Source organism: Aeromonas sp. SER (assembly GCF_038739615.1).
GTDB lineage: Bacteria > Pseudomonadota > Gammaproteobacteria > Enterobacterales > Aeromonadaceae > Aeromonas > Aeromonas jandaei.
The window spans coordinates 142,878-167,688 of record NZ_JBCGFC010000004.1 but is presented as its reverse complement, the minus strand read 5'-3'; the positions used below and the strand labels follow the sequence as shown (position 1 = coordinate 167,688).

At 44.7% G+C, this 24,811-nt stretch carries 23 protein-coding genes and 2 pseudogenes; 17 read left to right on the top strand and 8 right to left on the bottom strand.

Annotated features, from left to right (window positions below; translation table 11 throughout):
* Window positions 1-156 precede the first annotated feature (156 nt).
* A complete protein-coding gene (locus tag AAHA41_RS08035) occupies window positions 157-1,821 on the top strand; it encodes a hypothetical protein (protein ID WP_136502126.1) in 1,665 nt (554 codons plus the stop codon).
* A gap of 75 nt (window positions 1,822-1,896) precedes the next feature.
* Here the strand turns inward: AAHA41_RS08035 and AAHA41_RS08030 are convergent, their stop codons facing one another.
* The 5 genes and pseudogenes from AAHA41_RS08030 to AAHA41_RS08010 all read right to left on the bottom strand — a co-directional run bounded on the left by AAHA41_RS08030 (window position 1,897) and on the right by AAHA41_RS08010 (window position 6,275).
* Window positions 1,897-2,583: a hypothetical protein gene (locus AAHA41_RS08030; protein WP_323070926.1), complete on the bottom strand. Its 687-nt coding sequence runs from the start codon at window positions 2,581-2,583 to the stop codon at window positions 1,897-1,899.
* A 14-nt stretch (window positions 2,584-2,597) separates the two neighbouring features.
* Entirely contained in the window at window positions 2,598-3,077 is a 480-nt protein-coding gene (locus AAHA41_RS08025) for a hypothetical protein (RefSeq protein ID WP_136502124.1), read from the bottom strand.
* 1 nt (window position 3,078) lies between these two features.
* On the bottom strand, window positions 3,079-3,837 hold the full coding sequence (locus AAHA41_RS08020) for a ParA family protein (RefSeq protein ID WP_136502123.1): 759 nt from the start codon (window positions 3,835-3,837) through the stop codon (window positions 3,079-3,081).
* Window positions 3,838-3,847: 10 nt separating this feature from the next.
* Window positions 3,848-4,279 (bottom strand): hypothetical protein, encoded by a 432-nt coding sequence (locus AAHA41_RS08015; protein WP_136502122.1) that lies wholly within the window; start codon window positions 4,277-4,279, stop codon window positions 3,848-3,850.
* A 1,316-nt stretch (window positions 4,280-5,595) separates the two neighbouring features.
* Window positions 5,596-6,275: pseudogene (locus AAHA41_RS08010) on the bottom strand (transposase).
* A gap of 696 nt (window positions 6,276-6,971) precedes the next feature.
* Between AAHA41_RS08010 and AAHA41_RS08005 the strand changes: the two are divergent.
* Window positions 6,972-7,664 (top strand): annotated as a pseudogene (locus AAHA41_RS08005) (leucine zipper domain-containing protein).
* A gap of 509 nt (window positions 7,665-8,173) precedes the next feature.
* On the opposite strand, the gene AAHA41_RS08000 reads toward AAHA41_RS08005, so the two are convergent.
* Window positions 8,174-9,328 carry a ParB N-terminal domain-containing protein gene (locus AAHA41_RS08000; protein WP_168797165.1) on the bottom strand — a complete coding sequence of 385 codons (1,155 nt, stop codon included), beginning with the start codon at window positions 9,326-9,328 and terminating at the stop codon, window positions 8,174-8,176.
* The gene (locus AAHA41_RS07995) at window positions 9,321-10,571 is read right to left on the bottom strand and encodes a ParA family protein (RefSeq protein ID WP_136502120.1); all 1,251 of its coding nucleotides are present in this window, start codon (window positions 10,569-10,571) and stop codon (window positions 9,321-9,323) included. The genes AAHA41_RS08000 and AAHA41_RS07995 overlap by 8 nt, the downstream gene beginning before the upstream one ends.
* A 449-nt stretch (window positions 10,572-11,020) precedes the next feature.
* Here AAHA41_RS07995 and AAHA41_RS07990 point away from each other — a divergent pair, with 449 nt between their 5' ends.
* From AAHA41_RS07990 to AAHA41_RS07965, 6 genes are all read left to right on the top strand, one after another.
* Complete coding sequence (locus AAHA41_RS07990) at window positions 11,021-11,287, top strand: hypothetical protein (RefSeq protein ID WP_136502119.1); 267 nt, start codon at window positions 11,021-11,023, stop codon at window positions 11,285-11,287.
* Entirely contained in the window at window positions 11,266-11,508 is a 243-nt protein-coding gene (locus AAHA41_RS07985) for a hypothetical protein (RefSeq protein WP_136502118.1), read from the top strand. Before AAHA41_RS07990 ends, AAHA41_RS07985 begins: the two co-directional genes overlap by 22 nt.
* The gene (locus AAHA41_RS07980) at window positions 11,505-12,473 is read left to right on the top strand and encodes a toprim domain-containing protein (RefSeq protein WP_136502117.1); all 969 of its coding nucleotides are present in this window, start codon (window positions 11,505-11,507) and stop codon (window positions 12,471-12,473) included. The genes AAHA41_RS07985 and AAHA41_RS07980 overlap by 4 nt, the downstream gene beginning before the upstream one ends.
* Window positions 12,473-13,654, top strand: a complete 1,182-nt coding sequence (locus tag AAHA41_RS07975; RefSeq protein WP_136502116.1) for an EAL domain-containing protein — start codon at window positions 12,473-12,475, stop codon at window positions 13,652-13,654. Before AAHA41_RS07980 ends, AAHA41_RS07975 begins: the two co-directional genes overlap by 1 nt.
* A gap of 292 nt (window positions 13,655-13,946) precedes the next feature.
* Entirely contained in the window at window positions 13,947-14,255 is a 309-nt protein-coding gene (locus AAHA41_RS07970) for a hypothetical protein (RefSeq protein WP_136502115.1), read from the top strand.
* Window positions 14,242-14,727 carry a hypothetical protein gene (locus AAHA41_RS07965; protein WP_136502114.1) on the top strand — a complete coding sequence of 162 codons (486 nt, stop codon included), beginning with the start codon at window positions 14,242-14,244 and terminating at the stop codon, window positions 14,725-14,727. The genes AAHA41_RS07970 and AAHA41_RS07965 overlap by 14 nt, the downstream gene beginning before the upstream one ends.
* On the opposite strand, the gene AAHA41_RS07960 is transcribed toward AAHA41_RS07965, so the two are convergent.
* Window positions 14,724-16,856 (bottom strand): ATP-dependent RecD-like DNA helicase, encoded by a 2,133-nt coding sequence (locus AAHA41_RS07960; RefSeq protein ID WP_323069300.1) that lies wholly within the window; start codon window positions 16,854-16,856, stop codon window positions 14,724-14,726. The genes AAHA41_RS07965 and AAHA41_RS07960 overlap by 4 nt on opposite strands.
* Window positions 16,857-17,127: 271 nt before the next feature.
* Here AAHA41_RS07960 and AAHA41_RS07955 point away from each other — a divergent pair, with 271 nt between their 5' ends.
* From AAHA41_RS07955 to AAHA41_RS07915, 9 genes are read left to right on the top strand one after another with little or no spacing between them, the layout of a single operon-like run.
* Window positions 17,128-17,820 carry a DotI/IcmL/TraM family protein gene (locus tag AAHA41_RS07955; protein ID WP_136502112.1) on the top strand — a complete coding sequence of 231 codons (693 nt, stop codon included), beginning with the start codon at window positions 17,128-17,130 and terminating at the stop codon, window positions 17,818-17,820.
* A complete protein-coding gene (locus AAHA41_RS07950) occupies window positions 17,817-18,470 on the top strand; it encodes a DotI/IcmL/TraM family protein (RefSeq protein ID WP_136502111.1) in 654 nt (217 codons plus the stop codon). The genes AAHA41_RS07955 and AAHA41_RS07950 overlap by 4 nt, the downstream gene beginning before the upstream one ends.
* Entirely contained in the window at window positions 18,467-19,447 is a 981-nt protein-coding gene (locus AAHA41_RS07945) for a DotH/IcmK family type IV secretion protein (protein ID WP_136502110.1), read from the top strand. Before AAHA41_RS07950 ends, AAHA41_RS07945 begins: the two co-directional genes overlap by 4 nt.
* The gene (locus AAHA41_RS07940) at window positions 19,444-20,721 is read left to right on the top strand and encodes a DotG/IcmE/VirB10 family protein (RefSeq protein ID WP_136502109.1); all 1,278 of its coding nucleotides are present in this window, start codon (window positions 19,444-19,446) and stop codon (window positions 20,719-20,721) included. Before AAHA41_RS07945 ends, AAHA41_RS07940 begins: the two co-directional genes overlap by 4 nt.
* Before the next feature lie 59 nt (window positions 20,722-20,780).
* The gene (locus tag AAHA41_RS07935) at window positions 20,781-21,893 is read left to right on the top strand and encodes a hypothetical protein (RefSeq protein ID WP_136502108.1); all 1,113 of its coding nucleotides are present in this window, start codon (window positions 20,781-20,783) and stop codon (window positions 21,891-21,893) included.
* A gap of 15 nt (window positions 21,894-21,908) precedes the next feature.
* Window positions 21,909-22,460, top strand: coding sequence for a hypothetical protein (locus AAHA41_RS07930; RefSeq protein ID WP_136502107.1), 552 nt, complete (start codon window positions 21,909-21,911; stop codon window positions 22,458-22,460).
* 28 nt (window positions 22,461-22,488) lie between these two features.
* Window positions 22,489-22,872 carry a hypothetical protein gene (locus AAHA41_RS07925; protein WP_136502106.1) on the top strand — a complete coding sequence of 128 codons (384 nt, stop codon included), beginning with the start codon at window positions 22,489-22,491 and terminating at the stop codon, window positions 22,870-22,872.
* Window positions 22,872-23,501, top strand: coding sequence for a hypothetical protein (locus AAHA41_RS07920; protein ID WP_136502105.1), 630 nt, complete (start codon window positions 22,872-22,874; stop codon window positions 23,499-23,501). Before AAHA41_RS07925 ends, AAHA41_RS07920 begins: the two co-directional genes overlap by 1 nt.
* A gap of 12 nt (window positions 23,502-23,513) precedes the next feature.
* Window positions 23,514-24,803: a hypothetical protein gene (locus AAHA41_RS07915; RefSeq protein WP_136502104.1), complete on the top strand. Its 1,290-nt coding sequence runs from the start codon at window positions 23,514-23,516 to the stop codon at window positions 24,801-24,803.
* Window positions 24,804-24,811: the final 8 nt, after the last annotated feature.

Below are 24,811 nucleotides of genomic sequence, written 5' to 3'. Positions count from 1 at the left end.
CCTGTGCTTTGCCCCTCCATGCGAGGGGCTTTTTTATACCAGAAATTTGCCTGAAATGGTCAATTGTGGGACATTGCGTGCCACAATTGCCGCAGGGATATATTAAGCCCCATTTTGATAAATGAGCGGACGCAGAGTCTTCAAGAGTGGTAAAAAATGACAGTGTCAATTGACGAGAATGGTATGGCGCTCATGACAACAGATGATGCTGTTGAGAGCATTATTGAGAGCACCTTTCAATCGCTGCATACCCGTGGTGTTGAACCGGAAAAGGATGCCAAGATTGAAGAGGCATACCTCAAGTTTACTGGCGGAATCCCTATGTTGGTTGAACCGATCATGTCGGTCAGACATTGGTATTTACGTGGGGCTACAGGCCAGGGTAAGACACAGGCTATGCAGTCTGCCTGCCGTAAAATAGCGGCTTGGCTCGGTGCCAATTTTGTATATCGCCCTTCAGATAACTATACCCCTACTCAAGGTGACTTCGTTTTCAATGTTCTCGAGCTTGCTGGAGAAGTGAGCAACATGAGCACCGCAGGTGTCGTGAACGTTCAAGAATTCGAAGTTAATGATGAGAAAATCAAATTCGTTTCAAAAGTCCCTCTTAAAATGTTGGCTGGGATGAAACTTGCTAGTTATGGTTTTCTGCTGCTTGATGATTTTGCCAACGCAGCAATCAATGTTCAAACGTCACTATTGTCGGCTTTACTCGATAAGAAGCTAGGTGCGTTAGATCTTGGTATATCAAGTTGTTTTGGCTTGGCTGGTAATGTGGGCATCAGTGATGGGACTAAAGGCATTGCCAACACGTCCTCAATTACTTCCCGTGTATTCAGTGCGATCATCTATGACACCCTTGAAAATTTCACAGCTAGAACACTGAATTACTATCAGAATGAGTGTGGTGGTGATTTCGGCGACGCCCATTACTGCTCATTTTTGGAAGCCTATCCTGAACATTTTTTCCAGATAGAAAAAACCCGGCAAGGATGGGTCCCCTTCCCTACCTCGCGTATGCATGAAGCGGTTATTGCAGCCTGTCGTCGATGTTTGCACACGGTTGACGTGCAATTGAAGAACGGAGTAGACGATCCATATTCAAAAGCATTGGATCAGCTCTTTACTCGCGCTGTTTGTGCTGTGGGTGGTGATGTTGCCTCAAGCTTGAAGCACTTTTATACCTGCATGCTGCATTACAAGGCGGCTCCCCTAGCCAGAGATATCATTCTTGAAGGGAAAGTCGATGACGAAAGCGTGCTTGATGATATTCAGACGCGATTGGGTGGCATGACTTCCTCTGATGAGATGTACTTCAGCTCTAGGTTCTCTCAAGCTTGTGGTGACTATGCATCTGCTGCAATGGCTTCCGCTATAAAAAACAACGACATGAAAAGGCAGTCGTTTTTACTTGGCAATTTGGCTGTTGCAGTATTTGGTGCATTGCGTTTAGAACAGGAGCCGTTGGTGATGGATGAGGGGCATTCCAGGGATCTCATGAGTCATTTTATCCGGCGTTTGGCCATTTTAGTCGATGACCGAAAACATTGTTTCATCGATCCGATAGCTCGTAAGCCTGTTGTCCATGACTCGCTAGCTAAGTTGATGGAAAGTGTGTTTTCCCAAAACCAGCTAGCGCTGCGTAAAGACCCTGTTAGGGGGGGGGAGGTTCGTTTGATGACTTTATTCGCAGATGTGATAACTAATTCCACTTGGCGTAAGCATGGGGACTTCAATGTTTCTGATGCAACGTTGAATGAAATCAAAAGCGTGCTTCCATCTGATGGTCATCATCCAAATCATGGTGCTATAAAGCAGTGACTCCTCGAAAAAATGCCCCGCACGGCGAGGGCATTTTTGCAGAGGGCTGTCGGTAGATGGCTTTCACGTGTCCCTTCACAAAATGACCTCTGCACAAGCGGTGTAGAAGCGCTCTAGCTGATGCTGTTCCGTAGGACATAGAGAGGCATAGCTATGAGGATCTCCAACGCACACACCGTCTTCCAGCGCCTTCTGGAGCAACTCTACATCATGACTATAAGTGGGGTGGTGTAGGGTGACTATTGAGTGAGTTGCTCTTTCTGATGAGGCGTTTCTGGTGTGCTCGAGAGAATATGCCCTCCCCTTCCCTACATCACACAGTGACATGACCTGCTCGATCATTTTTTCTTGGTTTGTTTCCGAATCCAATCCATAGAGCGAAACGTGAACAAATAGCTGCTTGTTGTAGGTTGCCAACAAACTTTTGAGGTTGAGCAGCTTAAAGTAGCGGCTTGATTCGAGTAGTGAGGAGTGATCGCAGAGAAGCACAACGTCCATTTCGTCGTCTGAGCCAATTATATGCGCCAGAAGCTCTTCTACTTCCTGTGGAATGAGTGTTGAGTCTTGCGAAAAGATCGAGCGCCGCTCAATCTCTAATGGATCACAAGTACGCAGCAGACTCTGGTTAATTCCTATGTCAATAACTAGGGGGCGCGTCCCAGTCCTGACTCGAAGGAGCTGACACAGTACCCACCCCAACATCGTGTTTTTCGTAATATTTCCATTAGCGGCTTGCTGATAAACCAAATGTACCTTGCTCATACTGGGCCTATTTTTTAAAAAAATTTACCGACGATGTTACCGCATACGAAGGACAGAACTGCCAGTAGTGCCATGATGCCGTAGTGGGAACGGGTCTTTTTTAGGTGTCCAATGATGCCGTTGTTTAATTGCTGCTGAAGCTCGCCGAGAAGGATTCGTTGTTCGTGTTGCCCTAACGCGCGTAGCTGGCTATTCATTGCATCTAACGTGGTTTGGTGAATTGAGATGAAGTCTTGGTTTTGTTGATCAAGTGCCCCCAGGGTAAGTGAGAGCGTCTGCGATAATTTGGATAGCTGCTCTATTTGACCGCTAGTACCTTCGGCAAGACAGTGCATCTCGCCGAGCATTTTTAGCATGACATCTTGATCGGGTGCGTTGTTGCGGAGCTGCTCTAAACGTGTGAGCAGCTCGCCAATGTCACCTAAGAGTGCCTCATAGAGCAGCTGATATTGACGCATGCCAAGTTGTGGCACAGAGCTATCAGCTGCACTCATGTTAGGCCCCTTGATTCTGTTTGGTCAGACCAAGGGCATTCCATGCACGGTCGATGTTTTCCATCAGTGGAATTGCGCACATACGGAGACTTTGCATGGCAGTCAGATGCTCGGTTTCCTTGCGTTTTGGCTCCACACCTTTAGCCCTGGCTTCCAGGACTAAAGCTCGTGCTTCAGCTTTATAGTCTCGTGGGTCATCCAGCACTTTGGTGATCGTCAACCCTTGACGTGACATGGTCTCGATGCCGGGGCTTTCGAAAAGAACACATTCTGGTGACATTTGAATTGTTGTTTCCTTTTTCAGGAAGTTCATAAATAAGCGAAATTCATCGGCATCGTAATGACTTTCTTTTACTAAGTTGAAAATCGGGCGGATCCTGTTGTCACTCACACCGAGGCCTTTGAGGGCTAAAATGGTTTGCATCGCTTCTTCTTGATAACGAGACTCTGATGTGAGCGGAACAACAAAAAAGTCAATTTCATCACAAGATCCGCGATATATTTTGAGACCGTCCAGGAAGTAGCGGACATTACTGGCGCCGACGTCAATAATGCAGGTGTCTTCCAGGAACATGCTATTCAACATTTTCTGGAAACCATTGCTGTCAATTTTTGTGATGTCAACACCTAGGGATTCAGCGCCACGATTAATATCTTCCATTGAAAAGAATGTTGCTTCAGGCATTTTTGATTTGAGCAGGTGTGTTGCAATAACAGTTTTGCCGATACCGCCTGATTTTGATACGACTGCAATTTTCATAAACTACCCCTTAGTCATCGTATTTTGATAAGTCGATCTCTTGATCGATGGTCTTTGATGGAAGAACATGTGCAGAATCTGAATTTAAAGTGGTTGAATTCTGAAGCTGCACTGGTTTTGTTATTGCTTCAATTCTTTCTGGACTTCGCTCCTGGCTTATTACTGTTTGAGTAGATGGTATAGGTGTAGCGGTGACATTGGTGCTCGGTAAAGGCTCTGCCCTCACCAACATCCGAACCTTTCGTACAGTGGCACTTAATTTTTCCGCGCTAACATCAACTCCATACTCATTTAGAAGCTCTGCAATATCGCGGAATTTGTAGCCATTATCCAGGGCATTCTCAATCGCAGGCAATAGCACTTTCACCGCCCCCCTCAAAGATGAGGGTAGCTTCTTTGGCGCATTGAGAGCGGTTATTAAGCTTGCCAGATCATTATTCATAGATAACCAACTCCAAATTGCGAACCTTGGTTTTCATCGAGAGAATTGCACATGAAGACATATAAGTCAAAGTCAGGAGAGGTGTTTTTTAATATATTTTTGATAGGCCGCCTTGGTAAGTGCTCGAACGGGTCTGTTTTGGCCCTTTGGGGTCGGTATTGGAACGGTATTGGTCTTTTGTGGTTCGATAGTGGAACGGTAATGGAACGGTAGCGGGTCGAAGGTGGTGCGATTTAGATATGCTGTTTTATGCTTTAACTCTTGTTTTAGTCAAATTCACATAGCTGTTTGCATAGAGAGGTATGGGGGGCTGATATACCATGCATGATGGTTTAGTATGTTTTTCGCTCTGAAATTGCATGGTTCACGGCAAGGGCTAATGATGCTTTAAATTTGTTAATGATAAAGATTTTGCTGGCCAGGTATCTATGTGAAGATCACTGTGAATTTCATGAGGACGCATGTGCTAATACTAGCGATTAATGCAGTGTATTGCGTTGATGATTGTAGGTGCGCATAATTAAGTTACTTAAGTCTCAATTATAAGGTGCTCTCAAATGAAAATTAAGGGCGCGGCAAGGTTGATCTTCTTAAAAAATCTATCTGTATTGATTTGTAGATTCTGGATAGCTGTTCTTTGATTTAGATTGGGTGTTCTATTTACACCTGCCAAATATGAGTGTTCATACTTTTATTGCTGGTAGGTTTTATCTTGCAGACCTTGACTGAGCTACGGCCTTTACTCAACTGCGCATTCCTTTAATGGAGGTCTGAATCATGATAGCCTAATTGGAATTATTTTCAGTGGAATGTATTTATCTAGGACAAGAAAAAGTTAGAGCCGGAGATAATTAAATTATATATAACCGATGTTTTGTATCATATTGCCATAAATTAATTGAAACTAAATTCATGGGTCAACACATTTGACTACAATCTTCTGTTATCCATGCAAAAGTTTAAATGCTGCTATCACAGATAGCGTGGAAGTAAAAAGCGATAGGATGACTAAATAGCTGGTCCTAATAACGCTATAGTTTTAGGGTTCTTATTGGCATAAGGGATTTGTACAATCTGGTGGTCTTGCTGATCAGGTCAGAAGCTGGATAGGCGCCACTAACTCATTCGGACCATTCAACTAGCTGGCTAAATAACCGATCCTAATAGCGCGACATCTTGCCGAAAGCCTTTTGGTGTAAAGCATCTCTACCATCAGGTGGCAGGGCCTGACGTGACAAGACTCAGATCTCGATGTGTGCTCAATGCCTCTTGCCGAGGCTGTACGAGTGCAGTGATCTACTATTCGGAACAACTATTTAGCGCACAGGCATACCAAGCCTCATGACTTTCACGTCAATCAGGAGTTCGTCTAAATGAGTTGTTTGAACCGGGACATAGTCGTCTCGGTTATCGAGCGTTGGTGATAGCCTGGATATTTCTTCCATTGCTTCAATACACCTGCTTTGAGCTCTGCAACCGCTTCGTTGTAGGGATGGCCATCCTCCCACATCGCCGCATTATTTCTCAACGGTATGAGGACGTTGGCTCCCTTCTTTTGCAGTAGTGTATGGCTGCGACAACAGCATGGGGCGTCGCATCTACAGCCAGATGGAGCTTGCGCCACACTCGGTGTTTCTCTTTACCATGCTTGCGAATTTTCTATTCGCCTTCGCTATAGACCTTCAGTCCCTGTGGCGTCAATGATCAGAATTATCGGGTATTGCCTAGATAAGCGGTATTTGATGTTGACGGTCTTGGCTTGCTTGCTGATGCAGCTATAGTCTGGCGACTGCAATAGCACCGCCATCAGCTTGAACAACCTTTTGAGCATTAGGGGTCTCGATGGCAGTGTCACCATAGTGTAAACCCCGGCCTCGACGACCATAGTCGGTCTGGCAATGCCACGGCTTAATAGCCTGCTTGTCCATCCAAATGGTCAGCGAACCACGTTGCACCTGGGCTTAGTTGTACTGTTCTTGTGTTTGGATTTGCCCATCAGGCTCTCTCGGGGTTGGTTCTATAAGATCAGAAAGTATATGAGTTATAGCCAATGCTCCCCCTTGTATGTTTGATGCACCCTGACCTATACAATTAACAATGCTGTTACTTCGTGGTAGGTATTGATTTCCGGTATGAAAATATCAATTGGTACGGACAATAAAGCCTGGCCAAAGCGCTCGACTTAGCCCTCTGGGGCTGGATCAGCGCATTGCGTCACAATCACTGCAAACTGTGTTTGCATAAACCAGAGCTGTCCTCATAGATTGCGAAAGACCGAGCACAGAGAGGGCGATTTAACTATGATCTTACCTTCTGCCAAGCAGACATCTGCTACTGAGCACACATAATCCCCCATTTTCTTGTTTCTTTAAGATCATGCAACCTATCAGGCGATGCAATAGAAGACTCACAGGAAAGTGCCTTTATCAGTTCTAAGTGGTTAGGGTGTCCATAGTAACAGGCTGTTACTGCCCTCTTGCTATTGCCCTATGGCTGGTCTGAGGTAGCAGCAAGGCGTTGTACACCCCCTTGGGGATCTAAGGTGGTTCAGATCAAGCTTTGATTGATATGGCCAGGAGGAGTTATCGTGGTAACAGGCTGTTACTAGCCGTGATCCCTATCTAGGATGTTTACTCGAGGCATTCCCGGAGAATTGGATACACCAACAAAACCAATAATCCAAGGTGCTTGAGTGAACAACCATAAAAAGGTCCGATTAACAGTCTTTGGTCGACAGCTTCTTGTCCAGCGTATTCTTGAGCAGGATCTGCGCGTTGAGGAGGGCGCTCACACTGCCGGGGTCAGTACCCGAACAGCTTACAAGTGGCTCACTCGATATCGCCAGAGTGGTGAGCATCAAAAAGTTGGAGCGTTTCCGTCGTCTCGGTCATCGGGTGATCGGTGACCGCCTCTAGGATTTTTTTGGCGCGTGGCTATTGATGAACATTTCCGTGTAGCATTCCGCGTCCTGTATCCTGATGAAGCTGGACGCTGTGCCTGCCTAGTGCTGTTACAAGCGTTTCGCGATTACGCCGAGTTCTGTCGGCTACTTACTGACAATGGAACCTGTTATCGGTTGATACGCTTCCAGAAGCTGTATCGTCGCTTGGGGCTCAAGCACCAGCGCACCAAGCCTTACACACCCCAAACGAATGGCAAAGCAGAGTGCTTCATTCAGACAGCGCTACGCGAATGGGCTTATTCACGGAGCTATGACTCGCAATAGCAACGGGCAGAACACTTGCAACCGTGTCTGCATGAGTACAACTGGCATCGTCCTCATACCAGTCGGAGCTACCAGTCCCCAACCAGTCGTCTTCAATCTGTGAACAACCAGGTGGGTTTACACAACAAGTCCTGGATGACAGTCCCAAGTCGGCTTTGACAGATCTAGGCGGGCAGGGGCCGTAGTAACAGGCTGTTACAGCCTTCAGGCTTGCTGGTTGGTGTTGCTTGGACAGTTGCAGTCAGGCGCTGTGACAGCCCATTCAGGAGGCGTTGTCGTGGAAACAGGCTGTTACTAGCCTGGCTGACATCCTCAGACGGTACAGGTAAGGTCTTTGGTAGATCTAGGCGGGCAGGGGCCGTAGTAACAGGCTGTTACAGCCTTCAGGCTTGCTGGTTGGTGTTGCTTGGACAGTTACAGTCAGGCGCTGTGGCAGCCCATTCAGGAGGCGTTGTCGTGGAAACAGGCTGTTACTAGCCTGGCTGACATCCTCAGACGGTACAGGAAAGGTCTTTGGCAGATCTAGGCGGGTAGGGGCCGTAGTAACAGGCTGTTACTGCCATCAGGCGGTAGTCTTAGGATGGGTTTGGGGTTGGGTGCTTTTACCCGCTTGTAGAAATGAAAAGAGAGGCCAAAGGACCTCTCTTTATTTACTGATAGAAATACGATCATGTCGTAATAGGTGATTTAATCTGAGAGACAAGAGCTTCAATTCCTTTGATTAAAAGATCTCGCTCATTGTCTGTGAGATCAGTGCCTTTGAGCTGGATGCTGTGGTTACCGGCCTTTGACGTAGTAGATTGTAGAGAAATTACTTTAGAACCCTGTGCTAAAAGTGGTTTTGGTGCTGGTCTTCCGCCTCTGCTTTTTCCGGGAACTAGGTTCTCTGGTGGCAACTTCTCAGCAACTGAAACAATATCAGCAACGATGACGTCGGTAAGCTCGTCGTTCTCAACATTATTAAGCGGCCTCTGACTGTTGTTCGAATTTACAATGGCAGCAACTTCATCAATCTGTTTGCTACTTAACTTGCTAGATGCCTGTGTTAGTTTTGACACAATTGTGTGCGTCAGACAGGAGACATCGGGCAGCAATGAAATCCACTGAGGTGGCAGATTGGCAGCTTTCAACGCTCTGCTGACTGTCATCTTTGTGACACCATAAGCGGCGGCCAATGCAGACCGATCTTTATTAAACGTGCTTTCAAGTAGTTCAGCCCATCGTAACCCGACATCCAAGATGGACAATGGTTTCTGATAATTTGACGCAGAGGAGAGGAACTCTATGTCTGCTGGCTGAAGCATGACTGGGCTTATAAGCACATCGTAAGGATGTTTTGCGACAATACATGCTCGTCTACGGCGTGAACCGGCCAGAATGAGTACCCGCCCATCCTCGGAGCGAACACCGATTGCCGCATAAATCTGTCCACCGAGCCCCAAGCTGTTGACAATATCTGCTACAGAGGATGCAGTGACAAATCGTTGGTCACGGCCATTCAGGTGATTCACAAAGGTTTGTGATTCAATTTCATGTGGTTCAAAACGAACCCGTTCAAAAACAACTTCTCTTCCCTCAAGCAATTTGAGGGTTACCAGGTTCGCATTCCCATTACGAAGCAATGCTTCGTTTTGTGCTTGCAGCTCAACGAGCTTGTTCCTAAGCTGACGGTTATCTTCACGTTCGCGCGCTTGCTGGGCGATCTTTACGGAGATGCTGCTTTGCCCCGTATTCCCATCTTTGGCGCCCTCACCGTTTCCTTTTCCAAAATCTGGAAGAGGGCGATGTTGAATTGAGAGGGTTCTGTCGATTTTTTTAACCACGGATACGCTCCAATTTCCATTCGTGAGATACGGCCAATTCATCAAACACAGAAGATGAAAAACTCTGTGCAGCATGAATAGCTGTCTTCAGTGAGCCTGATGTGTCTCCCTTGTATGCAGAGGGGGGGACAGAAAAAACAGTATCGTAGGTATCGCCGCATTTTCTGAACGGGACGATATCAGGGAGACACTCACGGAGAAAGTCAGCCCCAAAGATGTGTCGAATCAACTTTCGACTGCTCTTGGCGCTATCTGTATCAACAAATTTTGACATAAAACCGATGCAGCTTTGCAGCCTCATCTCGCTGAGATATTCCAGATCTACCTGGTTATCGAGTTCATAGGCATGAGAGACAATTTCCGGTAGTCGCATCATGAAACGAAGTGATGAGTCAAAGTCTACGGATACTGGAGTCATTGGAATAAAAAGGTTCTGGGCCGCTCGAACCGCATTGAGCATGAATGAATCAAGGTGTGGGCCAGTATCTATCAGAATGACATCGTAAAGGTCCTCAAGGGGGCGGATTACTCGATCAAGTAATAGCGTTGTAGAGGATACACCTTGCTCACGAGCAAAGCGCTCCAAGCTGCCTGCCATGAAGCCGTCTGCAATAGCTGCAGGAATGATATCTACGTTTGGGATAGCTGTTTTCTGGACGAAATCTTTGAGTAATTCATCTTGCGTCCGTTCGGAGATCATGGCGAGAGCAGCGGTGTTTACCTCATCACCAATCGATGCTTCATGATGTAAAAACAGCGAAGCTGATGATTGAGGGTCAAGGTCTATTACCAAAACACGTAAGCGCAAAGAGATAAGCGGGTCGTGAAGAACTAGACCGTGAGCGAGGGTGCTCAACACTACGCTCTTCCCCACACCGCCCTTAAGGTTGAAGAGATAACACACTGCAGCTTTCTTATCGGGATTCAGGTCATGAAGAGATGGGATACCGATGTTTTCACAGATGGCATGAATCTGATCCAGCCTGAATTGAGTTGAAGTAACGGCTCCAGATGTCAGTTGATCGAATACGTGCCCTTGGGACGTCAGTGCGCTCACAGCTTCATTAACATGGTGCCGGGTCAAGCGACGATGCAGTTTTTGCAGCCCACCTGTTTTCCAAACTCGATGATATGTGTCCCAATGTTCTTCCTGCTTATTTTGTGTGATCCATTCATGGTTGTCATGCAGGACAGTGTTCGAGTGCGATGCCAAAGTAAACAACTTATCGACGATTGAAAGCATGTTGAACCTCCATTTTATGTATATTCATAAAATACAGCAAAAAACATAAAATGAAACGTTATTTGTGAAAAGTGATGAAATTCTTTCCATCTGAGAGTTTTTTGACAGCTACGCACAAAAAACAGGCTTTGTAGAACGCTCTGTGCGTGCGTTTAGTGGTGGTGGCAATGCTGTTGGATGGGGCTAATGTTGCGAGCTGCTATACGCGCTTACGCTGCGTTGTGTTGGCTGGGTATCCGTTTGAGTGTGGCTTCATTTGTTCTGCGCTTCTACTTGAAAGAAAACAGTGTTGCGTACCTTAGTTTCTTCTGAGGGAGAGGGGCGAAGGTGTCGCCATGGCAAAGCGTTATTATTGACATAATGCATTCATGATGATCTTGGTAATTGCAATAGCGCTCAGGACATATACAATTCTTATAGAGTGTCTATAAACATAGGTCTTGATTGATATGATTATTGAACAGACACAAAGTTTAATTGAACTTGGCTCAATGCGATTTTCCGTGTGCGATGATCCAGAGTTACACACCATGCTGGCTTTGGTCATTGAGGCTCTTCGCCAAGTTCAAAGCGTTGCAAAAGAGCGAAAACTGACGGGTCCTGAATTTTTGCAATACCGGGATGTTTTGATTGACGCTAAGCAATTCATTCTGATTGTTGACGAAGCGAAGCACGTCGCTATAAGGGAGACCGCATGTCTACAGCAGCAGTATTGAGTAAAGTCGTTTGCGCTCGAGTATTGGCCTCTTTTTGTGAGGCGGATATTAGTAAAATTGCTGAGCGTGCAGCAAAAATGGTTGGCGATAAAGACAGAGTGCTACAGACACTGGGGAAATTAGGTGTCGCATGCCCGGCTTTTGAAAAGTCAAAGCTACCTACTGAGATGAATGCAGAAGTTAATGCACCTCACGAACACAGGAGTGGACCAAAGCTGTGATAGCAGATCTATTGCGTGTGAATCAGCTTGCCTATGAGCTGTACAAACAACATGTTGCTGAGGTTGCTACCTATATACATTCCCGGCAACTACATCCATCATTTAGAACCAATGGTCAAAACCTATCATTGGGGTATGCCCCTCCGGGAAACAAATTACTGCAACAGATTAAAAAAACGGGTGATCCATCTTTGCTTGAGGCTGCATTAGATGTTGGATTGATAAAGAAGTCTGATGATGGGCGGTTGTACGATTTTTTCCGTGAGCGTCTGATGATCCCAATTCTAACTGGTTCAGACATCATTGGTTTTGGCGGCAGGGTTGTTGATGTTAATAGTGCGCATTCAAAATATATTAACTCGCAAGAGTCACAGCTATTTGACAAAAGTGGAGCGCTGTTTTGTGTAGATCCTGTTAATTCAATATGTGATCTTACTTTGGTTGTTGAAGGGTACATGGATGCGATTACAGTGGCAAAAAATGGTTTTGGTGCAGGGGCTGGTATGGGAACTGCTCTTACAACAAGGCAATTGGCTGCGGCTCTCGATATGGGCAAACCTGTAGTGTTACTGTTTGATGGCGATGCGGCAGGTCAAAAAGCTGCCAAAAAAGCGGCGATTACCGCATTATCAGAAATTAGCCCTTCACGGAAAGTGGAGGTTTGTCTTTTATATGATGGATTTGATCCTGATGAATTCATTCATGAATTTGGCGCTGAGGCCTTATTAACTCATATTGGATTGAACTCTGTAGATGTCGTTGATTTTGTAGTTCACTCTGATTCTGAAGACATTGATCAATCAATTCGTCATTACACATCAATTCTTGAGATTATCAGATCAACTAAGAATCCCTATGCAGCTAATGCAGTTGCTCAGAGAATGGCTGCTGGGTATCCAAGCGAAATGGTTGGTGAGCTTGCAGAAACATCTCACCAAGATTCACCAGTATCGAGGTGTAGATAATGATTCTCGGCAGAAGTAGCATTGGTATGTGCGACATTCCAATAAACGAAGCATTTACTGAACGCAACTATGCTGGGGTAATTGTTCATGCGAAAATTGGAAACCTTAGGTCTATTAATGATCGACTTGGATATCTTGGTGGTAATCAGGCACTTGACCAGTTACAGCAAACTTTGATTAGAGCTATGCCAATCCAAGGGACTGTATCAAAGCATGCTGGAAATGGTTTTTTGTGTCTCTGTACAACATGGTCTGTTGATTTGGCAATTAAATACATAGAGCATGTAACTAAAGTGTTGGGTATGTGCTTACCACAAGTTGAGTTGCATTTCGGATATGCCAGATTACTGGAGGAAAGCTCTGATATTGAGATTTCAAATCAAAAAGTAATTGCTGAAAAAGCATCTTGGTTGGCAAAGAAAAAGGGTGTCAGGTTCTGCTCTGCCAATGATGGTGATCTTGTTGAATCAGTGTATTGGTTGCGGCAAATTGATCGATTGATCAAGGATGAAAAATTCAAAGTGGTTTTTCAGCCAGTGGTCAATTTGTCAACTGGTGCTGAAGTTTACAAGGAAGCACTATTAAGAATAATTGATGAGCGTGGCAATCTGTTGCCGCCGCAAGCAATGTTACAAGCAGCTGAAGAATCATATGATATTCGTAGGATAGATTTATGGGTTTTTAGCTCTGTTATTGACATGCTTTTGAACGGAGCAATTGACTTTGATGTGGCTGTAAATATCTCTGCAATAACACTTTCTGATGCCAGCCTGGTAAAGATCATCTCTGAGAAGATAAAAGCTTCTGGTTTCGCCGATAGAATTGCAGTTGAAATCACAGAGACTGCAATGATGAAAAATTACGCAGAGGTGAAGCGGAACATTTTGGTGCTAAAATCAGTAGGAGTAAGGATAGCAATCGACGATTTTGGGGTCGGTTTCACATCATTTAAAACAATCCTTGATTTACCCATAGATACCATTAAAGTGGATGGCCTATTCATAACAGGCATTGAGTGCGATGAAAGAAAACACGCACTGATCAGCGGACTGAGAGTGATGACAGAGGCCATGAACTTTAAGATTGTTGCAGAACGCATTGAAACTGAGTCTCAACTCGATGTCTGTCGGTCTCTAGGGATTGATTATGGCCAAGGATTTTACTTCGCGGTGCCTGCATGACTTTTCTTGAAAAAAAGATTGGTAATTTTGCTTACACGCACTTGCGCCTTGCTGGTTATTTGCTATTTCTTCCGGTGCTGTCTGTTGAGCTTATAGGTTTCATCGTTAATATCTCACTGGGTGTTCATCTTCATTCAAGCCTGAGGATGGGATTGTACATAAATGGACTTATTAATGGGGTTGTATTGGGGTCGTATATTAGTCTGCATACACCTACAAGGCTTTGGGCATACCGCATTGTTTACGCGCTCTCCTGCCTTAGCATTGCGCTACTTTTTTATAGGTGAACGGCATGAGTCACTTGAATGAATATATGGCAATGATTGATACCGAGATATCAGATATCGACTTGCTAATGAAACAGTTAGCATCGATTGGTAAGAATGCTCAAGGCGATCAGCTTAAAACCGATGCTTTGAATTCACGCGCGGAGCTGCTGATCCTTCTGTCACACCTCGTGGGGGTTAAGAAAATACTTCAGCAAGCAAAATTGAGTGATGTTCTTGAGCCAGAGGTTGATGTCATGGCTGGGGATTTGATTAGACTTGCTGAGGTGGCTGTTGCCGATTACAGAGAGGCTCTTGAAAATGCGTCGGCGTAAACTGATAGCTGTACTATTTTTTGTGTTGGTGTGCTTGTCGCTGGGAGTGGGTGTTCTGTTTAAATCGAAAGATGATGCTGCGCCATCAAAATTTATCGCACAATTGGATAATAGGGTTAGCTTGAAATTTCGTGTACATATATTAAATGCAATGAATGACGATGTGCCTCTTTTAGATGGAGTCTGGGTTTTTGAAAATAAAATCCGCAACTCAGTCGTGGCTTTTAGGGTGAGCGGAGACGAACTGTTACTTCAAGTATTCCAGCGCAATGGGGATGAAGTTAAAACTCTTTACAAGGAGTCTGGTGCGATTAACCAGTTCGGAAGGGTTTTAGACTTAAGTTCCATTAATGGTGTGAGTGGTATATTTTCTGGCGGAGTCGTTTTATACGAAAGGTTAAGCTCTAATGAAATAAGTGTTCGTGCGGATGGTGAGCTTCCTCTGCTTTTTAAAAAGAAGCTATTGAATTAAGCCTGCTTGCTTCCCAATTCCTGCTGCAATATCTGCTTGAAGTTACAAGTTCTTTCCTCTGGCTCCATTAGCTGTATTTTCTCCTTGTCATTGGTTGTGACAATGTATATTGCACGCTTTGCTCTAGTTAGCATTGTGTAAATGAGTTGCTTGTCTAATTCGAAAGTTGTCTCAAAAGAGGAAATATAGACGATAACGTCAGCTTCAGAGCCAATGAATTTATGTATTGATAACACGTATGCAAGAGCAACATCACTTGGCTTAGCTAATGTGGTTCTGTTTTGTAATCTTATTTTAAGGAATCCATTTTGTTCTGAAACTATTTGACCAATTTCCCCGTTTTTGTATTGGTTGGTGTTCTGGGTTAGTTGTATTTTATCGCCAGGCTTGAAATGAGGCGTGCATGCTAAAGGGGGGGCGGGGTTAAGGCATTCTTGGCAAATGACGTTCAATCGATCAATTCCAATTTGGCCAGAGTATGACGGAGCTAGCAATTGATATTGGTGAATAAGGTCTATGTCATATGCTGCTGGTATTCGTCCTGCATAGGTTGTGAGCATGCCTATCAACTCATCATTGTTTTTAGCTCTGATAGTCTGGATTCCTGGATGATCTAGGCAGAGTGTCCCTGACAAACATTGATGGGTTAAGTCATCAAAGTCAGAATGGGATGTTCTATGGTTGTGTTGTAAGGCTATGGATGGGATGCCTGCATCAATAAGTGATTTCAAGACGCACCCCATTTCGATGCTTTCAAGTTGTTTACTATCACCAAGCAACACAATTTTTGGGCGCGGCTCCATAAGTGAAAGGGACAAAATGAGGCGATAAAAAATTAGAATTCCAATTGTTGATACCTCATCGATTATCACCACCCGTACTGGCGGCAATGAATGTTTTGATTGACCCAGTCGATTGTCATCAGCAAAGTGCAATGCGCTGTGAATGGTTGATGATTTTAGTCCAGTGGCTTCACTGAGCCGTTGTGCTGATTTCCCGGCTAAGGCAAGTAGCAAAATGTCATCTGCAGATAAACACATGGCTTCGATGATGATTTTTGTTGTGAATGTTTTCCCTGTTCCTGGGCCTCCGGTAATTATGCTAATTGATTCTTTTAGCACCATCTCAACTGCAGCCTTTTGAGTGTTGTCAAGCGAGCCTGGCAGAGAGGTTGGGTTCGCTATGGCTGCAGTTGTATTCATAAATGATGCCAGGCTGCGGGAGAGGCTTGATATTATGGAGTGTATGATCGTGCGCTGAACCCACACCCCAAAATCGTCAGACCAAATTGTAAAGTAAGCTGGATCTAGGTCTGACCTCTGTAGTTCTCCAACAAATCTTTTGCAATTCGTTGCGGCCTTGTCAAAGCGCATCATTGTGTTACCCATACGCTCATTGTGTCGTAGCACAGCATAAAGATATGCCTGGGCTCGACTTTGTATAGATTTATTCCGGTTCATTGCATGTAATTCGATGTCTTTAATTCGCGGTGCATCTAACCATGATTGAGTCTCAGATAAATACCAGCCATAGAGGTCAGCTAGGAACGTATCTGGGTGCTGATGTCTTGAAATATCTTGAGCCCATTCATCCGGTAGGTCATCAAGTCGACATGACTCAGGAGCGGGGGGGGCTTTAGGTTGCAGGTGCTCCACCGCAGTGTGTGTCGGAGCATTAAGTGTTTCTATGCCTAAGAAATCTTGGAGTGTTGCGAGTTGCTCTGGTGTGGTCAATGACAGCAGGATACGATCACTTCGTTTAATCGCCTCACCTAAGTAAAACCCAAATTGATTGTAGAGTGCTTCAGCGGTGGAGGTTGGTAATGTGTCAAAGCACATGCGCTGAAGGGCAACTCGATCGATGCTGCCTTTTTGACTTAAAGCACAGAAGTGAAACTGTTTGCCGTATTGGTAGTGGCTCTCCCAAGTGCCATGAACGTGATAGAGGACGTTTTCAAACAGTTTTTGGTCATGCGTCTGGCTAAGGCTGCTATGCAGGTGGCCAACAAGACGGACGTTTTCTCCCTCATGCAAGCAATCGAAAATGATAAACCGGTTGCCCGAATTGAAGTATCTGATCCCCCTTATCGTGACATCAATAGACAAGATGTTTGTTGATTTCATTGTCATGGTCAATTGCTTGCAATCCTGTTAGTCAAATCATGATGTTGATGAAGTTCAATCCAAATTCCACCATAAGTTCACAATGATGCTATCACATTAGTAATATGCTTTCAGCCACTCAGTAAACATTGGTGCTGTGATTGCAATGCAAGATTTGTCGCTGGCAGCATTCACACACTTACAAATGAATGCTAAGCTGGATATGTTTTTATGGTAGCAAAAAGAAAGCCTGGTGGCACTTGTGTGCTGCTTGGCTCGACAAAGAGGGCCTTAGGTGATGTTTGGAAGAAAGAAAGGTGCACAAAGATCAGGTGTGACTGGTGCAAAGGTAGTTGAGTCTGAGCAAGCAATTCTTGTCGAACCTACCGCCGAAGCCCTGGAAGCGCGTGTTGTTCGAAAATCAAACATGATTCTAAGCGGATTTTTGCTGGCGTCCATGACTGTGAACGTAAGCATGGGCTTTGGTATCTGGCTACTGTCTAGTCGAGCTCCTGTGGCTGGGGATACATATGCAATGGACCGGGATGGTGGGCGAGTTAAGTTGCTTACGTTCGAAGGATCGGGCAATTCAACTGCTCGGCTTTTGAATTACACGTCTGAAAGTGCAGCCGAGATATTGACATTTAACTTCCTTAATCTTGATGCTCGCCTTGATTTGCTGAAGGATCGATTTACATCGCGAGGTTATCGACAATACCGGAATGCATTGGAACAAGCCAGGGTGAAAAATTATCTTGAGGCTAATCAAGAAGCTTGGTCAACAGCGATAAATGAAACTCCAGTAATTGCAAATGAAAAAGGGTTTCTTGATGGCGGTGCGAAAAAGTGGTTAATGCAAGTCGGTGTGTTAACTACGCGATTGCCAAAGTCTAAGTCCATTAGTTACGAGACGCGTAAAGTGACAATGGAACTTGTTCAAATTGATGGTAGTAACTTCAAGATCGATAGTGTTGGCTGGGAGAAAATATGATGGCTTTACGTGGAGCCTTGTATGGAACCATGCTGATTACTGATCATTACCACCGAATGAATAAGGTGTATTTCTTGCTGGTGTTAATGAGCATTCTTACAGTCATCTTTGGCTGGAGTGGGTGCCTTAACATTATTAAATACAATAGCAGAATGCCAGATAGGAACGTGTTTACCGAAGGGTTGAACGTTATTGACTTGTATCCTTTTGGTGAAAAAATTCATTCTGATGATGTTTATAAAAAAATGTTTGTTGACTGTGCAAGTGGCTCACTCACTCATGATGTTCTCTCATATCGACAATCTTTCGTCGATATGCAAAAAAAATGTTTTACAAGAAAGGGCTTTGATTCATTCATGAATGAGCTGAATGGTCAGTCCGGTGTATTTAAATCAATTAAAAGCGGGAATATTTGGAACGTTGAACGTGTTAGTGACGTTCAAAAATTGAAAGAGGGCTTTTATAAAGATGCTGTCTACTACCAAACTTGGTCTGCAAAAGTGCATGTGCAGAAGGTTAATATGAAGACAGATGTTAACTATGTCAATGATGTTTTGGAGACAACTTACACGTTAAAAGCCATGATTGTTCGACAAAACAATGTGGATTTTGCTGATGGGATTGCAATTGCAAGGCTGGTGCTTGAATGATTAATAAACAAACTATTGCCATCTTGATTGTGACGTCAATTTGCTCATCGCATATGGCTTACGCAAACAGTTCGGTGGTGCAAAAAACAAAAGGCGAGCGAACTGAAACGACTGAGCCTACCGAGGCTCAGCCGTTGAAAAACATTCCTGAGCTACCACCAGAGATTAATGAAAAAATGTATGGCATAGGTGCTTTGGAAGTTGAGCAGCTAAATGATGATGAATATCGAGATCTTTATCAGCGATCTTCAAATACGGCAAAAACAATGGATGAGTTAAGCGCTGGGCAGTTTAAGCAGCGAAATACATCAGAGGTCGTTGATGAAAGGCCTGGTGCGCCAACTAAAATGATGACTCTAGGACTTGGCCTTGATACAAATGTTGTCTTTGTTGATGCCATGGGGGAGCCGTGGCCAATTCAGGCTGCTGATGTTTCTAATTCTGCTTACGAGATATCCCAGATCGGTGAGCATATAGTAAAGATTAAAGTGAAACGCTCATTTGTTACGGCAAACTTGAGTGTCTTGCTGGTGAATAAGACTCTACCCATGACATTTAGGTTGAGCCATGCCAGAAACCTAACCAGTGAAGTCGATGTTACTAAAACATATAGGGTTTCTGGTATTTCTCCAATGTCAGATGCAAAGCCAACACAAATAAAGGGTGAGCCGATCCCTGATCTCCGCCTTGATTTAAACCCCTTCCTAGATGATTTGGCACCGAAAGAAGCGACAGAGGTGCAGGTGAATGGGCCTGGCGATGTGAAGGTTTGGGTCTATCGAGGGAAGTTGGTTGTTCGCACAAAAAAAGAATTGGTAACGCCAGTAGGGTTGCCGGTTTATGGGGTTTCTGGGTGGCGTGTCTATGAGATTGAGAACGCAATGCCAGTCTTGGTTTTAATTGAAGATGGTGAACAGCATTACGCCTATATTCCGGAAGATTCTATTGCAGGTTTGAATAAGGAATTGACACGATGATGGAGTCAGTTAAGAACTCGGCAGCAGTGAAATCATTTGTTCAACTGCCCAAGAAAAATAGAAAGATTGCTGTTGTCACTTTATTGGCAACCATTTCAATAATTGTGTATTTCGGGTATTCAATATTTGCACCTGTGCCGCATATTTCACCAAATGAAGCTGGTGCGAACGCTGTGGGTGAGCCTACGAATCTGCGAGCGCAGCCTGTTGGCGACTCACAAGCTGGATCCGGAAGCAATGTTAACAATCCACAATTGAGGCCGACTTTAGATGCAAGTGAAAAGCAGAGGAAGGAGCAATCAACAACAGAGGGTGACGGGTCCTATGTTGCTGATAATGAGTTAAAAGAATGGTCATCAAAGCGTCAAGGAGCGTTGTTGGATAACAAGGTTCCTAAGGTAACTCAGACAAAAAATGAGACCTCTCAATCAGATGTCGACGCGAATGTGGTTGATGCCAAACCTGAAAAAGAATCAAAAGTTTACCTGACGGTTACGCCTGAACAATTCGAGTCGTTGCAGCAAAATAAACGTGCAGCAATGCAGCGTGCCTACATCTCATTTAGGACTGCCTCCAAAGGTGATGGGGCTACATCATTTAAGGGAAACTGGAAGCCTTCTGGTAAAGGGGATGCAGATAATCCAGTAAATGTTCGGACTGGACTTAGAGATGACGCTAATGGGACCCCCGTGGGTGGTTTTGTGCCAGGAGATACTCTTATCGCATTCACAACAAGCGAGGTTAATTCTGATACCACTACAATTATTATTGCAGAGGTTGGTGCGGGTCCTTTAGCTGGTGCCAAAGTACCTTTAAAGGTTACTAGGGTAGACGGTTATGTTGTTTTTGAATCTACCAGTATCGCTTGGGATCGAAATTCTGCACCGTTTAAAGCAATTGCGTTAGATCCTGGCGTTGTTGCATCAAATGGATTTTCTACTTCGACTGACCGCCACATTATGTTGCGCTATGGGATGCTTTTCTTTAGTGCTTTTGCTGAAGGAGCAGGAGAGTTGTCACAGGCAGCAATAAATGACGTCACAGTTAATGGTGAGACGATAACTAGCCAATCAAATGCAAAGACCAAAGATTATGTCATTGCTGGCGCGGGGAAAGTGGGACAGAAGCTTGGTACTGTTGCGGAAAAGGTTTTTGATACACCGCCAACCGTCCGGGTTAGGAAGGGCCAAGAGATGGCTCTCGTAGTGATAGATACAGCTCATATTCCTTGGCTGCCAGAGCCATATCGAATTAAGCAAACTGTTGGCTCTTGAGTTTGATATTGCAAAGTTTCGTTGATAGTATAAAAGCATTGATACTCAGGGGTTAGGCCATGCACGATAAACCGCTTACAGATGATGATGTGATTGACGCAAAGACAGTTGCAAGTAGTCACCCTTCCGCCTCGGGGGAGGGGGGTTTCGAGCCGGATTTTGAACCTGATTTTGAAGACGAACAAGATTCCGAGTTTCTTGCGATGATGAATGAGGTGCCAGGCGCTGGCAGCAAGGCGGCTGCCGAGCGTGATATTTCAGATGTCATTGAACAAAGTCACGACAGCAGGTCTAAACCTGAAATCGCTGCTGATCCGCGATCAGCTCGTTCGCGTGGTGCCAGTGGCAAGCCAAAAAGTGCTTTTGTGAAATACATTATCCTTGGCTTGAGTGGTTCAGTATTGGCGTTTGGTATTGTTGTTGGGATGAATTATGCCCTTAGTGGTGGTCGCGGTAGTGATGACTTAGTCGATTTGGTTGATGTAAGCCAGGGAGGGAGCAATATTGAGGTGGCAGGCCCTGTGAAATCAGTGGATCTGGCCCCAGCAGAGGAACCCGTCCAGGTCGTTGAATCTTCTGCGCCCCCACCCGAAAACCTAGGTGAGATCGAGAGACTTAAGAGTCTTTTGAATGAGGCTCAAACTGGTAAGCGGGATGCATTAAGCCGTCTGAGTGTTGCGCAAGGCCGGGAAGCGGAATTAAATCAGTTGCTAGCGGAAACCAATGCAAAGCTTGCCTCAATCAGTGATCAGTATGGCGAGTTGATGTCTGGTGACTATTGCAAAAAACAGGCTGAGTCTAAGGAGTTGACTGTCGGGGCAAAACCTCCAGTTAAGACTGCGGCAGTATCTAGTAAGCCAGCTGTTAATGCAAAGCCATCGCCCAAGGCGCGGCCAAAACCGAGACCTGTTGTAAAGCCGTCAGCCGAATCAGTCCGGTTTGTGAAAACGGCCCCTGCTTTACAAAAGCCAACATATTCCCCTGTTGTAGGTAAAACTTTGAGTGTTATTTCTGTCGTCAACGATCGCGTCGTATTTGTAGATGACTTAAGCGGAAATACCTTTGTCAAAGGTGTCGGAGGCGTTGTTGACGGGAAAGGAAGCATAACCTCAGTGACACCAAATGGGTGTGTAATGTTTAACTCCGGTGCCCGAATCGGTAGATGTAATTAATAAGGTGGTGGTGCCATGGATGTTTTTGAGGCGATAAATTTTTTAACTTTGTTGCCGTCACTAATTCTATCGATGGCTATTGTGACAGGGCTATTTTATGGAATTCAGTTTTTATTCGGAATGAGGTCCTACGGTAGTTCTCAAGCCAGGGGGCAGGGGATTACTACCAAGGAGCTTATAGGTACAATGTTGGGAATGGTTGTAATGATCCAGTTCCCTACGTTTATTCAGGATTCTGTGCTCACTATGACCGGTTCAGCATTGGAGCCGGTTAACCCACTTTCATGGGGTGCAATAGGGAAAACAGATCAAAGTGAAACCTTAATGGCGACATTGTTATATCGATTTTTCCAAGTGTTTGGGATGGTTACCCTATTTAGTTTTGGTACAACTTTGCCAAAACTAAATGATCCACAGCAACGTGGGCAGATAACTTGGGGTAGTTTGTGTGCAAAGTTTGTTGCTGGTGTAATGCTTTTTATGCCATCAGAGACTTCTCAGGCAATAGGAGTGATTTTTCCACTCGTGGGTGCCTTTGGAGAATGGATGTCACAAAACCGCTTGTGACTTCCCAATAAAAACCGGAGAAAATTTTATGGACACCAAAATGGGATTGAAATCAAAAGTGATCGTGGCTGCGATGATGATTATGTCATCACCAGCTATGGCTGCAACTAGCACCACCGGTTTGGGTGGATGGATAGACAACTTGATTGGCTTTATGAAGAAAATCTCTGAAGCGACTATGAATTTCGCTTTTCTGGCGGGGATTATCTTTGGTCTGATTTTTTTGTTCACATGTCGATCTTTGACCAAACCCAATCAGGAGCCTGGTAAAGCAGGCACTGCGTTTGTGTCATTTATTCTGTGCGTGGCACTGATTAGTTACGATCAGTTTGTTAAGGATGGTTCTAAAACGGTCATCGGCACTGATGGCAGTAGTAATAGCAAAGTGGATAAAGGAGATTATGGCCTCTAATGATTATATCCATCTACCGAAACAATGCTGACGGGAGATGGTCGCAGTCAACCGCGCAAGAAGAGCTAACTGATGCGCGGTTGACTGAGTTTCTCTTATTACGCATTCAGCAGCACAAAACAAGGTGTGCATTTTGTGGGTTCAATTCGCCATTGCACCAGAAAGCGATAGATTATAACTGTGGTGTAGGTGAGTTTAAACCAATCATAGTTTGCCCTCTTTGTTATTACTCACAACGGCTTGAAATTGCAGCGAAACATAATGTTGGGCGGCTAATTTTGCTTCCTGGGGTAACGCAAGAAAAATTAAATTTTATTTATCATGGGCTGGAAGGCGTGAGCATTGATGAAACCAGTGCTGAATTGAAAGTCAGCGTGGTTTTGGGGTCGCTAAGAGGTAAATTAAAACAAAGCAACAGCGGGCTTCACGCTATTGGTCCGGGGGCTGATAGTTTAGATGTAATGGCCGAGTCATTAAGGAACCTTTCTGATGGTGAGTATTGCAACCGAGGGAGGGCATTAAAGGATGTACTTTTCTGGCCAGAGCAAGAAAAATTGGGTGAAATCTCCAAATTCTGGAAAGAAAGTATTTACCCTGCTTTGAATAAGTTGGCTCAACAATCACTTTAAAAGGCGCGATATATGGATGGTTTTCCGAACTTTGGGGTCGTTTTTTTTGATAACCCAGAATGCCCTGAGCAAGGCTATGCGTCGGAGGCCGGAGGTATCGTTTTTCGTATTGCCTCAATTGGTGATCTGAAGTCAGATGTGGTCTGGGTTACCAATCTTGAGTATGAACAGATGAGCAGGTTTAATCTTTGGCGTAATCCTAAGCTCAAGAGGTGTTCATTTTTTCGTGAAAATCTTTATCGGGTAGCTAAAGAGTTGGGTTTGTCTGTGAATTCATCCGGGAACGTTCATGTTCGCGTATTGTCTGAATTGGTTGATCGTATTATGCGCATCGCTAGTCGGCATTATCAAATTGATGTTATAGGGAGCACTTTCAAGGACACAGTAAGCCAATCGCTGATTACGCCTCTTGTTGAAGCTGATGCAGGAGGTAGTGGTAACCTGTTGGTCGATGAATGTCTTAATGAAGCACATAATGTCTACCAAATTTGCTATGGGTTGTACCCTTCAGATCACGTCACTGTAAACCTGAAATTCTCAAAAGTGTTTTATGCAAATGAAATTATGGGAATGCCTGTCCCGTTCGGTTCATGGACTGCAGTAAAAGACGCCCCTAGTGGTTGGAGTCCAAGTCATAAGTCTGGCAATAGCCCAGTGTTCGCATTCTTAAGTGAGCTAAGTAAGTCGCGGCCATTATTGTGCAATATCGCAATAAAGAATGTTGATAAAGAATTTGCTGAATTACTTGATATTGCCAATGGCAGCTCGAGGCGTAATTGGGTTACAGGTCAAGAGGCGATGCTTCTAGCATATTACGGTGATATTTGCATAAAAGAGATTTTTTGTGCTGAAGCATATCAAGATCTAACCGAGCGATTGGACTTAAATCTCCCATCGGAAGGCGTTGTGGGGGAATTGTCTGTATCGATGGGAATTCTTGCTGAAAATCATTGGACTTCATTGGCGTCAGAGAGAAAGGTTCAAATACATGGTGTCGAGCGAAAAATAAAACCAGCAAGGGCAGTTTGGATGCGATCTTGGGATCGCTTGATGTGCTGGAAGGCTGCAAAAGCACTCAAGTCTGCAGGCTATTTGGTTAGAGGGTATGGTGTTGGGTCCGTTGACGTATCAGTTTTGCCAGCTCGACTGGGCCCTCTGATGGAGTTTGCTGCGGGCATGGGACTGAGTAGTCCATTATGGCTGATTTCTGCTTATGACCAGTATTTAGAGACCATTAGTGGTGGTGAGATGGGAGGTCTGAATGAACGATTCCGAGTTGAAAAAGCATCATCCAATGGTTGATTTCATCA

What these genes read in the sequence shown, in the direction of transcription:
- AAHA41_RS07975 (WP_136502116.1), top strand. Translation starts at nt 12,473, where the DNA reads ATGATTCTCGGCAGAAGTAGCATTGGTATGTGCGACATTCCAATAAAC.
- AAHA41_RS07950 (WP_136502111.1), top strand. Translation starts at nt 17,817, where the DNA reads ATGATGGCTTTACGTGGAGCCTTGTATGGAACCATGCTGATTACTGAT.
- AAHA41_RS07945 (WP_136502110.1), top strand. Translation starts at nt 18,467, where the DNA reads ATGATTAATAAACAAACTATTGCCATCTTGATTGTGACGTCAATTTGC.
- AAHA41_RS07955 (WP_136502112.1), top strand. Translation starts at nt 17,128, where the DNA reads ATGTTTGGAAGAAAGAAAGGTGCACAAAGATCAGGTGTGACTGGTGCA.
- AAHA41_RS07960 (WP_323069300.1), bottom strand. Translation starts at nt 16,856, where the DNA reads ATGACAATGAAATCAACAAACATCTTGTCTATTGATGTCACGATAAGG.
- AAHA41_RS08025 (WP_136502124.1), bottom strand. Translation starts at nt 3,077, where the DNA reads ATGAGTGCAGCTGATAGCTCTGTGCCACAACTTGGCATGCGTCAATAT.
- AAHA41_RS08035 (WP_136502126.1), top strand. Translation starts at nt 157, where the DNA reads ATGACAGTGTCAATTGACGAGAATGGTATGGCGCTCATGACAACAGAT.
- AAHA41_RS07990 (WP_136502119.1), top strand. Translation starts at nt 11,021, where the DNA reads ATGATTATTGAACAGACACAAAGTTTAATTGAACTTGGCTCAATGCGA.
- AAHA41_RS07920 (WP_136502105.1), top strand. Translation starts at nt 22,872, where the DNA reads ATGATTATATCCATCTACCGAAACAATGCTGACGGGAGATGGTCGCAG.
- AAHA41_RS07930 (WP_136502107.1), top strand. Translation starts at nt 21,909, where the DNA reads ATGGATGTTTTTGAGGCGATAAATTTTTTAACTTTGTTGCCGTCACTA.
- AAHA41_RS08020 (WP_136502123.1), bottom strand. Translation starts at nt 3,837, where the DNA reads ATGAAAATTGCAGTCGTATCAAAATCAGGCGGTATCGGCAAAACTGTT.
- AAHA41_RS07970 (WP_136502115.1), top strand. Translation starts at nt 13,947, where the DNA reads ATGAGTCACTTGAATGAATATATGGCAATGATTGATACCGAGATATCA.
- AAHA41_RS08030 (WP_323070926.1), bottom strand. Translation starts at nt 2,583, where the DNA reads ATGAGCAAGGTACATTTGGTTTATCAGCAAGCCGCTAATGGAAATATT.
- AAHA41_RS07925 (WP_136502106.1), top strand. Translation starts at nt 22,489, where the DNA reads ATGGACACCAAAATGGGATTGAAATCAAAAGTGATCGTGGCTGCGATG.
- AAHA41_RS07965 (WP_136502114.1), top strand. Translation starts at nt 14,242, where the DNA reads ATGCGTCGGCGTAAACTGATAGCTGTACTATTTTTTGTGTTGGTGTGC.
- AAHA41_RS07915 (WP_136502104.1), top strand. Translation starts at nt 23,514, where the DNA reads ATGGATGGTTTTCCGAACTTTGGGGTCGTTTTTTTTGATAACCCAGAA.
- AAHA41_RS07995 (WP_136502120.1), bottom strand. Translation starts at nt 10,571, where the DNA reads ATGCTTTCAATCGTCGATAAGTTGTTTACTTTGGCATCGCACTCGAAC.
- AAHA41_RS07940 (WP_136502109.1), top strand. Translation starts at nt 19,444, where the DNA reads ATGATGGAGTCAGTTAAGAACTCGGCAGCAGTGAAATCATTTGTTCAA.
- AAHA41_RS07985 (WP_136502118.1), top strand. Translation starts at nt 11,266, where the DNA reads ATGTCTACAGCAGCAGTATTGAGTAAAGTCGTTTGCGCTCGAGTATTG.
- AAHA41_RS07935 (WP_136502108.1), top strand. Translation starts at nt 20,781, where the DNA reads ATGCACGATAAACCGCTTACAGATGATGATGTGATTGACGCAAAGACA.
- AAHA41_RS08015 (WP_136502122.1), bottom strand. Translation starts at nt 4,279, where the DNA reads ATGAATAATGATCTGGCAAGCTTAATAACCGCTCTCAATGCGCCAAAG.